Raw genomic sequence first — 14798 nt, 5'->3', positions numbered from 1 at the left:
GACGATGTTCCTTTATAAAGGCCAGAAAAACAGCAACGCCGGAATGGCAACCGCTATTACCACCAGCTCCATCGGCAAACCGAGCCGCCAGTAATCACCAAAGCGAAAACCGCCGGGCCCCAGAATCAGCGTGTTATTCTGGTGACCAATAGGTGTTAAGAAAGCACAGGAGGCACCGATAGCAACGGCCATTAAAAAAGGATCGGCTTGCACATCCAGTTGATTGGCCACACTGATAGCAATAGGGCACATCATGGCTGCCGTTGCCGCATTGTTCATAAAGTCCGACAGTGTCATGGTGAGCACTAAGATCAATGCCAGTGCCAGTACAGCATTGTCACCTGCTAAATAAAACAACATGTTTCTCGCCAGCATATCGGCTGCGCCTGTGGTGGCCATGGCTCCTGCCACCGGGATTAAACAGGCCAGCAGTACAATCACCGGCCAGTCAATGGCCGTGTAGACTTTACGAAGAGGCATCACTTTTAGTGCCATAATGGCCAGCATACCGGCAGCAAAAGAGATGGCTGCCGGAAGTAGCCCAAAGGCAGCGCCACAAATGGCTCCCAACATAATCAGACTGGCAAATACGGTATTGCGTTTTTCAGGCACCCGGATTTGGCGTTCGGCCAAAGGTACACAGCCAAAATCGGCTGCGAATACCGTAAGAGCTTCTTCCTGCCCCTGCAGCAGCAACACATCACCTGCCTGCAAAGTGGTTCTGCGAACACGTTTGTACGAACGCAGCCCTTGGCGGGAGAGCGCAAGCAGGTGAATATTAAAACGGCGGCGTAAGTTCAGGGTTGCTGCTGTCCGACCTATCAGATCGGAGTTCGGGAGTATTGCCAGCTCCTGAAGGTGGAGCTCAGCATTGTCTTCATTTTTTTGTTTTTCTTTACTGGTCGCGCTGATTTCTGCCTTTTGCTTGTCCTCATTATCTTTTTGATTAACAGGACTTTCTTCCAACGAAAGTCCCAGATTGGATAGCAGAGAGCCTAAACTTTCTGGTTCAGCCTCAATGATCAGTACATCCTGATCAACCAAGCGGTAATAACCGGGCGGCGATGGTGCCCGGTAATTGTTCCGAACAATGCCTACCACCTGGGCATCGAGTTGCTCCAGTTTTATTTCCAGTTCCCGCAACGGGATATCGACCAGTTTGCTTTCTTTGGTAATACGGATTTCTGTCAGGTATTTGCCAGTTTCAAAGCTACTGACATCTGCTCTGTTGCGAACAGGGACCAATCGCCAGCCAATGAAAGCCACAAAAACCACTCCGATCAAGGCGACCAGCACACCAACCGGGCTGTAATCAAACATAGCAAAACCACGCTCCGCTGTTTCGGCGCGAAAACCTGAGACTATCAGGTTCGGTGGGGTGCCAATCAACGTGGTCATGCCGCCCAAAATGGAACCAAAAGCTACTGGCATCAACACCTGGCCCGGAGCAAGGTTGACTCTGGCCGCCACCTGAATCGCGATGGGCATCAATAACGCCAGGGCCCCGACATTATTCATAAAAGCGGATAGAATTGCAGCCAAAGCAGTGAGTGCTGTGATGGTTAGGGTGGGCCCTGCCTGTTTGGGCAGTACTTTCATCGCCAGTACATCAACTGCCCCTGTGGCTTGCAAAGCCTGACTAAGTACCAATACGCAGGCGACAGTAATCACTGCCGGATGGCCAAAGCCGTTAAAGGCTTCATCGGTTGGCACCAGCCCAAACAGCACACAAGCCAGTAAGCTGGCCAAAGCAATCATATCGTGCCGCCAACGTCCGGATAAAAATAACACTACTGTGATGGCCAAAATGGCAAAGATTAAAAGCTGTGCTGGTTCCACTATCAAGCCTTCATTATTGACGTGACGCGCCGCTATGTTGTCATCACTATCCGACAGGATGGAAATTTTCGCAAGCTTACGGTTGAAGATCGCCGCCTGGCCTCAATTTTGCTATGATACGCTTACTTGTCTTAGCTACTGGACTTTCCCTATGCAGCAACTCATTTTGCAAACCCCGGACGACTGGCATCTGCATTTTCGCGATGGCGATCTGTTAAAGGATACGGTTCCGGCGACGGCCCGCAGTTTTCACCGTGCTATTGTGATGCCGAATCTGGTGCCTCCGGTGACGACCGCTGAATTGGCTGTGGCTTATCGTGAACGTATCCTGGCAGCACGGCCTGTCGGCAGCAGCTTTGAGCCGCTGATGACGTTATTTTTGACCGATAAAACCTCAGCGGAGGATATCGCAGCAGCTAAGGCGGCTGGTGTGATTGCAGCCAAGCTGTATCCGGCAGGGGCGACCACCAACTCCAACGATGCGGTCAGTGCGCTGGATAGTCTGTACCCGGTGTTTGAAGCTATGGCGAAAGAAGGCATGCTGTTGTTGGTGCATGGCGAAGTGACCAATGCCGATATTGATATTTTTGATCGGGAAAAAGTTTTTATCGATCGTTATCTGCAGCACATAGTAGCGCGCTTACCGGAGCTTAAAGTGGTGTTTGAGCACATCACCACCGCTGATGCGGCTCAGTTTGTGCAAGAGGCTGCTGCTAATGTTGCGGCCACTATTACACCACAACACCTGATGTTGAATCGCAATGACTTATTGGTCGGTGGGATCCGGCCCCACAATTACTGCTTGCCGGTGCTTAAACGCAGTACCCACCAGCAGGCATTACGCGCTGCGGTAGCCTCAGGTTCGGCTAAGTTTTTCCTGGGTACGGATTCAGCACCTCATGTAAAACACCGTAAAGAGTCTAGTTGTGGTTGTGCCGGCTGTTACAGCGCACCTTGTGCCATTGAGTTGTATGCCGAGGTGTTTGATGACTTGGGTTGCCTGGATAAGCTGGAAGGGTTTGCCAGTCATTACGGTCCGGATTTTTATGGCTTGCCGCGCAATACCGGTACCATAGTATTGCAACGCCAGGATTGGCAGGTACCGGAAGAGTTGTCGCTCACCAATGGTGATACCATAGTGCCTTTTCATGCTGGTCAGGCGCTGAAGTGGAAGCAACTGTAGTCCCTTGAGTGGCCGCCTAACCTTTCAGATAGCTGAGCAGCCGTTCCAGGGCGCGGTAGCTCAGTGCTTCCATTAAATGCTCTTTCCGAATATGTGGTAACTCCTGCAAATCGGCAATGGTACGCGCTACCTTGATCAGCTTGTGGTAACTGCGAGCTGAAAGTTTCAACTGATGGATAGTATCTTCCAGAAAAGCGGCATCCTGAGTGCTCAAAGGGCAATGCTGATTGATTTCGGCCGCCGACAAACGGGCATTGGCTTTGCCTTGACGCGCCAACTGGATCGCCCGTGCTGCCAGTACCCGCTGCCGTACCTCAGCGCTACTTTCTGCTGCGACACCTTGCTGGCTGAGCATACCTTTAGGCAATAAAGGCACATCAATTTGCAACTCAATACGATCAAGAAAAGGGCCAGAAATCCGGTTCAGGTATCGCATCACCTGCTCCGGACTGGCGCGGCCATCGTCATGGTGACCGGTGGGGCTGGGGTTCAGTGCTGCTATCAATTGAAATTGAGCTGGAAACTCAGCCTGGCGGGCGGCGCGGGAAATATGGATCCAGCCCGTCTCCAGAGGCTCCCTGAGCACATCAAGCACCTTACGAGGGAACTCTGGTAATTCGTCCAAAAACAACACACCATGATGGGCCAACGAGATTTCACCTGGTTTGGGCACAGGGCCGCCACCAACCAGAGCCACGGCTGAGCTGGTATGGTGTGGTTGTCGGAAAGGTCGCTGTTGCCAGTCGGTCATGGCGCGGGGCATGCCGGCTATCGAATACAGCGCGGCTGTTTGCAGGGCTTCCTCTTCAGTCAGTTCTGGTAAAATGGCTGGTAAACGCTGGGCCAGCATGGATTTACCGGTACCCGCAGGCCCCAGCATTAATAGGTTGTGTTCGCCGGCGGCGGCGATTTCCAGTGCCCGCTTGGCAGCCGTTTGACCTTTAACATCGGCCAGGTCGGGCCATGATTTGGCACTTTCCAGCTGTAAAGCTGGTATAGGTGGCAGCGCCTGCCCTGATTGCAAAAAGCTGTGAACCTGCAACAAATGGCTGGCACCGAAGACTGTGGCTTTGGGGACTTGCTGGGCCTGGGCTGCGTTCAGCATTGGCATCAGGGTAGCTCGGCCCGCATCACGGCTGGCCATTGCCACAGGTATTTCACCCACTATGGTACGGATTTCACCAGATAAGGCCAGCTCCCCCACAAACTCATAACCTGCGATGCTTTGTTCCGCCAACTGGCCGCTGGCAACAATAATGCCCAATGCGATGGGTAAATCAAAACGGCCACCTTCTTTAGGGAGGTCTGCCGGTGCCAGGTTAACGGTAATTTTACGATCAGGGAAGGCAAAGCCACTATTGATCAAAGCACTGCGAACTCTGTCTCTGGATTCTTTCACGGAGGCTTCCGGCAAACCTACCAGGTGAAAAGCAGGCAAGCCATTGGCAATGTGCACTTCAACGGTAACAAGGGGGGCGGCCAATCCATGGCGCGCCCTGCTAAAAACAATGGCTAATGACATCCTGTCTCCACAATTACCGACGAATGAAATCACATCTCAGTCATTATTGATCAAAAAGTTTAAAATATGCAAATAAAATGATTTGTTTTTGGTTTTTTTTTGTCGGTGCGACTTATTCTTGCGGGCATTCCGAGATCCAGTACACTACACTAAGACTTTGCTTGTTTTGAATCATCAATTTACGGAGGCTGCATGCAGCAATTCTGGCTAAACAGTGCGCTGCGCCATCCCTGGCTTACTATCAGTTGGGCTTTGTTGGCTATTTTGATTCTATCGGCTGGCATGAGCCAGTTGTACTTCCGAGGAGATTACCGGATCTTTTTTTCGCCGGATAATCCTCAAATGTTGGCATTTGAGCAAATGCAGAATGAATTCAATAAAAGCGATAACATTCTGATTGCGATTGCGCCCAGGCAAGGGGATGTGTTTACTACCGACATATTGGAACTGATATGGCGATACACAGACGCTGCCTGGCAAACACCTTATTCCAGCAGGGTCGACTCCATCACCAACTTTCAGCATACAGAAGCGGTGGATGATGATTTGCTGGTGGAGGATTTGTTGTTACAGCCAGCCATGTTGGATGAGAGCAAGCTGGCTGCCATCCGTCAGGTCGCACTGAGCGAACCGGCGCTTTACCGGAGTCTGGTGTCCACAGATGGCAAGGTTGCTGCCATCAATGTCATTGTGCAGTTGCCTGAAATCGATCAGAACCAGGAGGTGGTGGATGCCTATGAATTTGTACTGGCGCTTAGCGAACAGTTTGCAGTCGAGTATCCGGAGGTAGACTTTTACCATGCCGGTATTCTGGCATTAAACTATGCCTTTGCCAGTGAAGCGGAAAAGGATGCCAGTACTCTGGTGCCTTTGATGTTCCTGGTTATTGTACTGATGTTGTTGCTGTTATTACGCTCCTTTGCTGCCGCCATGGCGACGGTGATTATCATTATCGTGACCATCCTAAGTACGCTGGGCATTGCCGGCTGGCTGGGCATCTTCTTAAGTACTGCTACTGTCAATGTGCCGACTATAGTGATGACGCTGGCAGTGGCTGATTGTGTGCATGTGATTGCTTCCATGCAATATGCACTGCGTCAGGGTAAAAGCAAAGAGGAAGCCATCCACTACAGCATGACGCGCAACCTGGTACCGATTTTTATTACCAGCATTACCACTTCCATTGGTTTTTTAACATTAAATTTTTCCGAAGTACCGATATTACGCGACCTTGGCAATATGACGGCAGTTGGTGTGATGTTGGCTTGCTTGTTTAGCGTGACTTTATTGCCTGCTTTGTTACGCCTCTTGCCTGCCAAAGTAGTTCCGGTGAGCCATACAGCCAATGGCATAGAAAAGCTGGCCAACTTCGTGGTGTTGCAACACCGTAGAATTTTGCCGGTGGGCATTATACTGATGCTGGGGGTGGCGGCATTTGCAGCGACCAATCAGGTGAATGATGTGGCGATGCACTATTTTGATAAACGCACAGAGTTTCGCCAGTCGCTGGACTTTATTGAAGACAATCTGACAGGCACTGCGAATCTGGATTTTGCCATTGAAAGCCGGCAAACCAGTGGTGTTAATGATCCGGCGTTTTTGGCCAAAGTGGCTCGCTTTGCCGACTGGCTTGATCTGCAGCCGGAGGTAACGCATGTTGCCAGCATCACTCAGGTGTTTAAGCGGTTAAATAAAAATATGCATGGTGATGATCCGGCTTATTACCGCTTGCCTGAGCAGCAGGATTTGGCTGCACAGTATCTACTGATGTACGAGATGTCTTTGCCCTTTGGGCTGGATCTGAACAATCAGCTTAATCTGGATAAAAGTGCTACCCGGGTTACGGCAACTTTACAAAATCTGGGCAGCAAAGAACTGACGGCCTTTGAGCAGCGTGCGTTACACTGGCTGACTACAGAAATGCCGGATTACGACAGCTCGGCAGCCAGTACCGCTTTAATGTTTGCCCATATCGGGGAACGCAATATGGCTTCCATGCTTAAAACCCTGCCTTTTGCCTTAGTGCTGATATCCGGGTTACTGGTGATCAGCTTGCGCTCATGGCGACTAGGGCTGTTTAGTTTAATTCCCAATATCATGCCGGCATTGGTTGGCTTTGGTATTTGGGCGCTTTATTCTGGCGAGATCAATCTGGGATTGTCGGTAGTGGCCAGCATCAGCTTGGGCATCATTGTTGATGATACTGTACACTTTCTGAGTAAATATCAACGGGGCTTGCAAGAAGGACAGGATACCGAGGGTGCAGTGCGCTATGCTTTTCATAGCGTAGGCCGTGCGCTTTTTGTGACTACCGTGGTGCTGATGGCGGGTTTTGCGGTATTGGCGATGTCCGGTTTCCGGCTGAACTCGGATATGGGGTTATTAACCGGCCTGATTATTTTGCTGGCGCTGATTATTGATTTGCTGGTGTTACCGGCACTGTTGCTGCGCTTTGATAACAAAGGAAAGAATGATGAGACATTATCTGCAAATACTTCTGTTTAGTCTTTGTCTAGCTGTGCTGGTAATACCGGCCTGGGCGGATGAGCAGGTTGCTGCCGATGAAGGCTTACGGATTTCGACTGAACGCAAAGCCCGGGATACTGGTTGGGGTGATACTGAGGCACAAATGACCATGGTATTGCGAGATGCCCGAGGTCGGGAAAGTCGGCGGGAAATGCGAACGCTAACTCTGGAGGTAGTTGATGATGGTGATAAAGCACTGACTATTTTTGATGAACCACGGGATGTACGCGGCTCTGCTTTTCTGACACACACCAAAACGCTGGTCCCGGATGAACAGTGGTTATTTTTGCCGGCGGTGAATCGGGTCCGCCGTATCGTATCACGCAATAAATCGGGCCCTTTTATGGGCAGTGAGTTTGCTTACGAAGATTTAAGCTCATTTGAGCTGGAAAAGTTCAGCTTTCGCTACCTGCGCAGTGAAACACTGAACGGTGAAGACTGCTATGTAGTGGAGCAAATTCCACAGGATGAGTTTTCCGGCTACAGCCGTATGCTGGTCTGGATTGATAAGAGTCACTACCGGGTGCAACAAATTGAGTATTATGATCGTCGTGACAGTTTACTGAAAACACTGACGATGCATGATTATCAGTTGTACCAAGACAAATTTTGGCGGCCGCATCGGATGGAGATGGTTAATGCGCAGAATCAGAAAAGTACCAGCATGTTATTGAATGAGATTCTGTTTGAGCGTGGCTTAACCAATGCCGACTTTGACCAAAATGCGTTGCAACGTGCTCGCTAGCTGGCCAGCCAGTCTGCCAGCACCGATGAAGGGCCAGTGGTTGGCGGCTTTGTGTTTCTTAGTCTGTGCTATACCGGCAGCAGCTTCAACTGGTGGACAGCTACAGGTGCAGCCAAATGATACTTTGTGGCGCATAGCTAACGATATTCGGCCAGATCACAGTATTAGTGTGACGCAGGTGATGTTAGCCATCTATGAGCTGAATCCGCAGGCTTTCGGTCAGGGCGATTTGAATCGATTGTTGCATGGAGTTACCCTGCAGTTACCCGATAGAGAACACATGCTTAGGCAAAGTTCCCAGCTTTCTGCCGAGCCAGCAGAGGCTCCAGGCGTAGCAACTGAGCCAGCACCACAGATGGAGGCCACATTGGCGGCGGTGCCACCACCTCTTTCCTCTAACCCAGTAGCGACAGCTGTTGTTGTAACTGAAGTATCGGATCCTGCCCCGGTTTTTTGGCAAAATGTAGAATGGTTTTCCCAGCTTAACCTGATGCCTCGCTGGTATCCACAGACCGGTTTGCAGCAGCAGGCGCAATGGCACAGCAGTATTAGCCTGGAGTTTGAAGGCTATTGGCAGTCGGATGATCGTAGCCATACACTGGTATTTTCACCTTATCTGCGCTGGGATCAACGGGATAGTGCGCGCCATCTGTTGGATATTTCCGAAGCTTACTGGTTGTATTTTGGTGGTGACTGGGAGCTACGGGCTGGTATCAATAAAGTCTTTTGGGGGGCGGTAGAGTCACAGCGGCTGGTTGATATTATTAATCAACGTGATTTGCTGGACAGGCCGGATGGTGAAAGTAAGCTTGGACAGCCGATGCTGCAGCTTAGCCTGATCCGTGATTATGGTACTGTGCAGGCTTATCTGTTGCCCTATTTTCGTGAACGTAAGTTTGCTGGTGAAGAAGGGCGCTTGCGTCTGCCTCAGCGGGTAGACTTTTCGAATACTTTGTATGAATCACGCCATAAGCGCAACCATTTGGATTGGGCACTACGCTGGTCGCAGCAGTTCAGCAGCCTGGATTTGGGGCTTAGCTACTTTCAGGGCACGGCAAGAGAGCCAGTGCTGTTACCTACAGAGCAGCAACTGGCACCATACTACCCGCAATTGAAACAGCTTGGCTTGGATGCGCAGTGGATTTTGGGTTCCTGGTTATGGAAAACAGAAGCTGTCTATCGCCATACAGCGGCGGAGCATTCCAAAGCCTTGGTGACAGGTTTTGAGTATACTCAGGTGGGTATCAACGATCATTTCTGGGATCTGGGCTGGCTGCTGGAGTATCAGTACGATAGCCGGGGGCTTGGCGCTGCGACCATTGCACAAAATGATCTTTTTGCCGGTTGGCGATTAGCGCTCAATGATGCGGCTGGCTCCGAAATCTTGTTTGGCATGATGCAAGATCTGGATCGAAGCCACAGCCGCAGTGCTTATCTGGAGGCATCGACCCGCTTGGGTGAACGACTCAGGTTACGTGTCGATGGCTGGCTCTTTCACAGTCGTTACCCAGACGAGCTATTGTACTGGCTGCGACGTGACGATTACATTCAGCTAACGCTGGAGTATTACTTTTAAGGTTCACCTAAGTCGGATGTCTGTTTGCCGAAGACAGGGATGGTCAGTTGCCATTTAATGGCCGCCAGGCGCAGCGCAAGCAGGCTGCTCATGCCCAGCAGCATGGCTAGCAGAGTCGTCGCGCCGGCCAGTTGTGCCAGAATGTATACGGCACCACCAAAAATGCAGGTAAAGGCGTACAACTCACCTCGAAATACCATCGGGATTTCCCGGCACAACACATCACGGATCATGCCACCGGCTACCCCACTCATGGTACCCATCATGACAGCTACAAAATAGGAGGTGCCGTGATCCAAAGCCTTTTGAGTACCCATAATCACGAAAAAAGCCAGGCCAATCGCATCAAAGAATTGCAGGGTATTATTCGGAATGGTGAGCCGCTTTCTTAACAAAATGATGGTGAGCAATGCTGCACTAAAAATTGCGAAAAAGTAATTGTTGTTGTTCATCCACACGACAGGGACATCCAGCAGCACATCGCGCAGACTACCGCCACCAATAGCGGTCACTGTTGCTAATACCAATACGCCAAAGCCATCCATTTGTTTGCGCCAGGCGGCTAAAGTTCCAGAGATGGCAAAAACAGCCACCCCCATTAAATCAAACCAATGCAGATAATCCATCAGCAAGCACTCTGTTTTGTCGCCACTATTGCTTGTGGCCAGTCTATGCTAGCATGCCACTCTATCTGAACGATAGCTATCCTATGTCGCGGCAGAAGTCGTGTTAAGCCGAGGTACAATGAAAAAGAAGCTCATCATCCCAGTCGTTGCTGTGGGTTTATTGGTAGTGGGAGTGCAGTTGGCCAATCGTCAGGCTGCAAAAACCATCGAAGCACAAATTGCAGAGATAAATCTGTCGTATGCTGAAATGTCTCAACAAGGTGTATTGCCTGCATTGCAATTGCAGTATCAAGAAGTACGTGCCAGCGTTTTGCGATCACGTTATCAGATTGAAGGCCTTAGCGTGGAGCTGCAAGGGCTTGGGCAGTTGTTCAGCATTGAGCAAGTGCAACTTCGCGGTATTAAGCCAAACCGCTTGGCTGATCAAGGCAGTGTGTCCTTACGCAGTCTGGCCTTAGGTTCTGGAGCTCGCTTGTTTGTGCCAACAGAACTTGCTGCTTTTAGCGATAGTATAAAGCTGCATGGTGATTACAGCTACAGCTATCAGCCAAGCACTGGTGAGTTGGAGTTGATGCAGCAAACCCGTATCAATGAGGAGTTTTCGTTCAGTTATCAGTTACGCTTGAGCGAGATGCAGGCCATATGGCAGCAATTAACCGATATTTCTGCCATGAACAATGAACAACAGCAAAGGTTACTGGAATCGGACAGCTATATAGAACAGTTTACTGCAGCGATGCTTCAAAGTGCCATTGTGGCTGGTGAGTTGCGGTTGGAAAACGATGGTTTTTTACAGCGTCTGCTGACGTTAACTGCCGGCCAGGGACAAACACCTGATTTTAGCATTGTTCAGGGTATTGCTCTGATGGCCTTGGCAACCGCAGAGACTGTGCCAATGGAGATACGGCAGAGCCTGATTGCTTTTGTGCAGGAACCAAGATCACTGACATTGCGCTTTCAGTTGCAACAGCCATTGCGTTTTACTGAACTTGAAGCAGAAACAGCATCCTTCGCCATCGACACTGTAGACGAGTTGTTGGAATTTGCCGGAGTGCGTCTTACCGTGAATGACTAGGTCAATGGTAACAAGGCAGCCAAAGCTGCCTTGGTGGGTTACGCCAATTCGGTGGTAAGCCGTTGCCAGTGGCGCCTTTGCTCGGCAAAAAGTACCTTTAGTTCCTGATACTGCTTTTGAATGTTCAGTTCTGCATAGCGCTCCTGAAGAGTGCTTTGCAGCTGTTGTTTTTTCTGCAGCAATAGGTCTTTCTTCAATTCATAATATGCCTGCATCCGCTCCAGTAGCACGTCATATTCCTGCTCAATTCTTTGCAGGATATGTTCTGCATCCGGCAGTTTGGACAAGCGCATCTTCGCCCGCTTAAACTGCATGGCTGCTTTAGCCTGCTCAATGCGTTCTTCCGGGCAGGTGCGTAGCTTCGAGGTCAACCCTACCCAGGAAGCAGCTTTGATCAGCCACTTGGTAGGATCAAAGTGCCACCATTTTATGCCATTGCGGTAATCGTATTCGAAGATATGATGAAAGTTATGGTAGCCTTCTCCATAGGTGAGTAAGGCTAAGACACCATTGTCGCGCGCCGTATTTTCATCGGTGTAGGTTTGTTTGCCCCAGATATGCGCCAGTGAGTTGATAAAAAACGTAAAGTGATGGCTTAGCACCAAACGCAGGACACCCACCAACAGAATCATGCCCCAAAGATTTCCAAACAACAGGCCAAGCCCAATCGGGATACCAAAGTTGGTAATTAGGGCCAGAGCCAGATAATGCTTATGCTGAAAGCGAAGAATTTTGTTTTTTTGCAAATCACGAACATTATCGTAGGTATAATGGTCCGGCCCCTGGTAATCGCGTAGCATCCAGCCGATATGGCTGAACCAAAAGCCACGCTTGGCAGAGTAGGGGTCTTTGTCGTTGTCATCGACATGCCGGTGGTGGATCCGGTGATCCGAGGCCCAGTGAATGACACTGTTTTGCAACGCAAAAGCACCGCCAATCGCAAAGATAAACTCCAGGATCGGATGTGCCTGATACGACTTGTGTGACCACAAGCGATGATAGCCAGCGGTAATTGACATTCCGCAGTAGCCAAGGCATAAGATCATGGCGATGATTTCTGCCTTGCCAAAGCCGACAGCAATGGCATACCAGGGGACTGCTATCAGAGCAACTAGAAAAGTACTACTAAAGACCAGGATATTGGTCCAGATAAGTGGGGCTTTTTGCATAAATGATTTTCAGCTTACAAATGTACGCCCAATGTACCGGTGCTGTATTAACAGGTCAAGCTGGATCCGATGAATAACAGTGAAAAAGAGACACTCAAGTGAGCCGAGCGGAGCAAAAAGAGAAAACCAGGCGTGCCATTATTAATGCAGCATTCCAGCAACTGAGTGCAGATAAAAGCTTTGCCAGCCTAAGCCTGCGTGAAGTAGCTCGGGAGGCAGGCATAGCGCCAACCTCTTTTTATCGGCATTTTTCCGATATGGATGCGTTGGGTTTAACGTTAGTGGATGAGGCGGGTCTGATGCTGCGCCAACTGATGCGCCAGGCCAGACAACGCATTGTTCATAATCGCAGTGTGATCCAGACCTCGGTTGAAACCTTTATGGAGTTTATCATTGAGCACAGCAATGTATTTCGATTGTTGCTGCGTGAACGCTCTGGTACTTCAGCTGCTTTTCGCAGTGCTGTAGCACGGGAAATTCAGCATTTCTGTGCCGAGTTAGCCGATTACCTTCGTAAAGAAAATAAGTGCTCAGCTGAAATGGCACTGATCCAAGCTGAAGCTATGGTGATTCTGGTGTTTCATGCTGGCGCTGATGCACTGGATGCCAGTGATGAAGTGCGGCAACGCATTACCATCAAAACCATCCAACAGTTACGCTGGTTGGCCGGTGGCAGTAAGCCACCGACAGTTTAAAAAGGCTTTTAGCTTCTTTTTTGCAGCCAGACACCAGATTCCAGATGAGTGGTGTAAGGAAATTGGTCGAACACCGCAAAACGTTCAATCCGGTGTGTTTGATTCAATACATCCAGATTAACTTTCAGGGTTTCTGGGTTGCAAGAGATATAGATAATATCGTCAAAGCGGCTGACCAGTTCCACCGTGGCAGGATCTAGCCCCGCCCGGGGGGGATCAACCAGCACGGTATTCAGTTGCAGGTTCGATAAATCAAGTTGCTTCAGCTGCGAGCCCTTCAGTAAGGCGGCTGAGACATCTTCTGCCGACATTTGTAGCACCTGTACATTCGTGATCTGGTTTAGATTGCAGTTGTATTCTGCTGAGCGAATGGATTTGCGGGAGATTTCTGTTGCAACCACTTGATGGAAGTGTGCTGCCAGTGCCAGTGAAAAGTTGCCATTGCCACAATACAATTCCAGCAAGTCGCCTTTTAGCTGTTTGGCGACATTGCATGCCCAGCTAAGCATGTGTTGATTCACTACGCCGTTTGGCTGCGTAAAGCTGTTTTCAATTTGCTGATAGCGGAGTGTTCTTTGCTCTACCTGCAATTGCTCAATGATGTAGTCACGGTCCAGTTCAATTTTCTGTTTGCGCGCCCGGCCAATCAGATCCACCGGCGCATAATTTGCCAGTTGCTGTTTAAGGATGTTCGCTGCCTGCTGCCAGCTTGCATCCAACTGCCGCTTGTAGATCAACGTGATCAGCAATTCACCACTCAAGCCAGTCAGATAATCGATTTGGTACAGACGGCGACGTAACTCATCGTTGCTTTTTAGCAGTTGTAACAGTATTGGCATGATATCGCTGATACGTTTATCGGCGACTGGGAAATGATCAATACGAAGCCGCTCTTTAGTAGCGGGATCAAACATAATATGAAACAGATCGTCGCCCTCGTGCCAAACTCTGAATTCTGCCCGCAACCGGTAATGCTCACTTGGTGAGCGAAATACTTCTACTGCAGGAAGATGCAAAGGGTGCAATAAGGCTTGCACTGCGTCTAGTTTGGCGGCAAGCAGAGCTTCGTACTGGTCGGGAAAAGTTTGTCCTGGGCGCATGCGGCATCCTGATAAAGCATAAAAGCGCGATCTTACGTTTTTTTATACTGGCTGCCAAATAGAAAGCGGCAGCGCAGAGCAGGCGCTGCCGGTAATGTAGTTAACTTTCCTGGCGATCTTTAGCTTCGCGAACTTTCAGTGTTCTGTCCTGAAATTCGCTATCATTAAGAGCCTGAATCATTTTTTCAGCATCTTTGGCGGCTACTTCTACAAAACCAAAGCCACGACGACGTCCTGTCTGGCGATCTTTCATCAAGCGCACATTCAGTACCACACCTTTGGTTTCGAACAACTGTTGAACCGCTTCTTCATTCGCTCGGTATGGCAGGTTGCCAACATAAAGAGTTGCGGTATCACCTTGATAAATCTGTTCGACCAAATCGTCACTTAAGTTGATGGCATTACCTTTTACATCTCTCAAAATAGGTACCAGCACACCCGCGAGTAAGACGCCAAGCACAACTGAAACAAATGAAGGTAAGGCTGGATCAAGCAGGTAAAACACTAAAAAAGCAAGAATGGCCACCGCTAAGGTATAAGGTAAGGTGGCGCGTAACGTAGGTAACATAAGATATATCCTATAAGAGTCAATAGATTATTTCGGTAAAAACCTGCAGTACAGGTGCTTTAATCTTAGCGGCTGCTCGGGATCTAGCCAACTGAATTATCATAAAAGACAAATTTACCAAGATAGGCTTGACAGCTGAACTTAAATCACTAAAATGGCGCCCTCGCTTGCAGT

At 49.6% G+C, this 14798-nt stretch carries 12 protein-coding genes; 6 read left to right on the top strand and 6 right to left on the bottom strand.

Features of this window, described 5'->3' with window-relative positions; all coding sequences use genetic code 11:
- Positions 1-12: 12 nt before the first annotated feature.
- Entirely contained in the window at positions 13-1839 is a 1827-nt protein-coding gene (locus tag QWF21_RS08295; protein ID WP_330087585.1) for an SLC13 family permease, read from the bottom strand.
- A 151-nt stretch (positions 1840-1990) separates the two neighbouring features.
- On the opposite strand from QWF21_RS08295, the gene pyrC reads away from it, so the two are divergent.
- Positions 1991-3022: a dihydroorotase gene (gene pyrC / locus QWF21_RS08290; protein WP_330087584.1), complete on the top strand. Its 1032-nt coding sequence runs from the start codon at positions 1991-1993 to the stop codon at positions 3020-3022.
- 16 nt (positions 3023-3038) lie between these two features.
- On the opposite strand, the gene QWF21_RS08285 is transcribed toward pyrC, so the two are convergent.
- Complete coding sequence (locus QWF21_RS08285) at positions 3039-4544, bottom strand: YifB family Mg chelatase-like AAA ATPase (protein ID WP_330087583.1); 1506 nt, start codon at positions 4542-4544, stop codon at positions 3039-3041.
- A 192-nt stretch (positions 4545-4736) separates the two neighbouring features.
- Between QWF21_RS08285 and QWF21_RS08280 the strand changes: the two genes are divergently transcribed.
- Genes QWF21_RS08280 through QWF21_RS08270 form a run of 3 tightly spaced genes read left to right on the top strand, consistent with a single transcriptional unit; the run spans position 4737 to position 9391 of the window.
- A complete protein-coding gene (locus QWF21_RS08280) occupies positions 4737-7049 on the top strand; it encodes an efflux RND transporter permease subunit (RefSeq protein WP_330087582.1) in 2313 nt (770 codons plus the stop codon).
- Positions 7018-7815 (top strand): outer membrane lipoprotein-sorting protein, encoded by a 798-nt coding sequence (locus tag QWF21_RS08275; RefSeq protein WP_330087581.1) that lies wholly within the window; start codon positions 7018-7020, stop codon positions 7813-7815. Before QWF21_RS08280 ends, QWF21_RS08275 begins: the two co-directional genes overlap by 32 nt.
- Positions 7805-9391: a FimV/HubP family polar landmark protein gene (locus QWF21_RS08270; protein ID WP_330087580.1), complete on the top strand. Its 1587-nt coding sequence runs from the start codon at positions 7805-7807 to the stop codon at positions 9389-9391. Before QWF21_RS08275 ends, QWF21_RS08270 begins: the two co-directional genes overlap by 11 nt.
- Here the strand turns inward: QWF21_RS08270 and QWF21_RS08265 are convergent.
- Positions 9388-10020 (bottom strand): trimeric intracellular cation channel family protein, encoded by a 633-nt coding sequence (locus QWF21_RS08265; RefSeq protein ID WP_330087801.1) that lies wholly within the window; start codon positions 10018-10020, stop codon positions 9388-9390. The genes QWF21_RS08270 and QWF21_RS08265 overlap by 4 nt on opposite strands.
- A 115-nt stretch (positions 10021-10135) precedes the next feature.
- Between QWF21_RS08265 and QWF21_RS08260 the strand changes: the two genes are divergently transcribed.
- Positions 10136-11092 carry a hypothetical protein gene (locus QWF21_RS08260; protein ID WP_330087579.1) on the top strand — a complete coding sequence of 319 codons (957 nt, stop codon included), beginning with the start codon at positions 10136-10138 and terminating at the stop codon, positions 11090-11092.
- Between the two features lie 38 nt (positions 11093-11130).
- On the opposite strand, the gene QWF21_RS08255 is transcribed toward QWF21_RS08260, so the two are convergent.
- On the bottom strand, positions 11131-12261 hold the full coding sequence (locus QWF21_RS08255) for an acyl-CoA desaturase (RefSeq protein ID WP_330087578.1): 1131 nt from the start codon (positions 12259-12261) through the stop codon (positions 11131-11133).
- Positions 12262-12359: 98 nt separating this feature from the next.
- Here QWF21_RS08255 and fabR point away from each other — a divergent pair, with 98 nt between their 5' ends.
- Entirely contained in the window at positions 12360-12956 is a 597-nt protein-coding gene (fabR, locus tag QWF21_RS08250) for an HTH-type transcriptional repressor FabR (RefSeq protein ID WP_330087577.1), read from the top strand.
- Positions 12957-12964: 8 nt separating this feature from the next.
- On the opposite strand, the gene trmA is transcribed toward fabR, so the two are convergent.
- Positions 12965-14056, bottom strand: coding sequence for a tRNA (uridine(54)-C5)-methyltransferase TrmA (gene trmA / locus QWF21_RS08245; protein ID WP_330087576.1), 1092 nt, complete (start codon positions 14054-14056; stop codon positions 12965-12967).
- 100 nt (positions 14057-14156) lie between these two features.
- Positions 14157-14624 (bottom strand): RNA recognition motif domain-containing protein, encoded by a 468-nt coding sequence (locus QWF21_RS08240; RefSeq protein WP_330087575.1) that lies wholly within the window; start codon positions 14622-14624, stop codon positions 14157-14159.
- Positions 14625-14798: the final 174 nt, after the last annotated feature.

Origin of the sequence: Alkalimonas mucilaginosa (assembly GCF_036327005.1) — a bacterium.
Taxonomy (GTDB): Bacteria; Pseudomonadota; Gammaproteobacteria; order Enterobacterales; family Alteromonadaceae; genus Alkalimonas; species Alkalimonas mucilaginosa.
The sequence above is the reverse complement of the archived record's forward strand: the minus strand, read 5'-3'. Positions and strand labels throughout refer to the sequence as shown.

Excerpts from the sequence above, each read along its gene's own strand:
- pyrC (WP_330087584.1), top strand. The coding sequence starts at position 1,991 with ATGCAGCAACTCATTTTGCAAACCCCGGACGACTGGCATCTGCATTTT.
- QWF21_RS08255 (WP_330087578.1), bottom strand. The coding sequence starts at position 12,261 with ATGCAAAAAGCCCCACTTATCTGGACCAATATCCTGGTCTTTAGTAGT.
- QWF21_RS08285 (WP_330087583.1), bottom strand. The coding sequence starts at position 4,544 with ATGTCATTAGCCATTGTTTTTAGCAGGGCGCGCCATGGATTGGCCGCC.
- QWF21_RS08260 (WP_330087579.1), top strand. The coding sequence starts at position 10,136 with ATGAAAAAGAAGCTCATCATCCCAGTCGTTGCTGTGGGTTTATTGGTA.
- QWF21_RS08275 (WP_330087581.1), top strand. The coding sequence starts at position 7,018 with ATGAGACATTATCTGCAAATACTTCTGTTTAGTCTTTGTCTAGCTGTG.
- QWF21_RS08280 (WP_330087582.1), top strand. The coding sequence starts at position 4,737 with ATGCAGCAATTCTGGCTAAACAGTGCGCTGCGCCATCCCTGGCTTACT.
- trmA (WP_330087576.1), bottom strand. The coding sequence starts at position 14,056 with ATGCGCCCAGGACAAACTTTTCCCGACCAGTACGAAGCTCTGCTTGCC.
- QWF21_RS08240 (WP_330087575.1), bottom strand. The coding sequence starts at position 14,624 with ATGTTACCTACGTTACGCGCCACCTTACCTTATACCTTAGCGGTGGCC.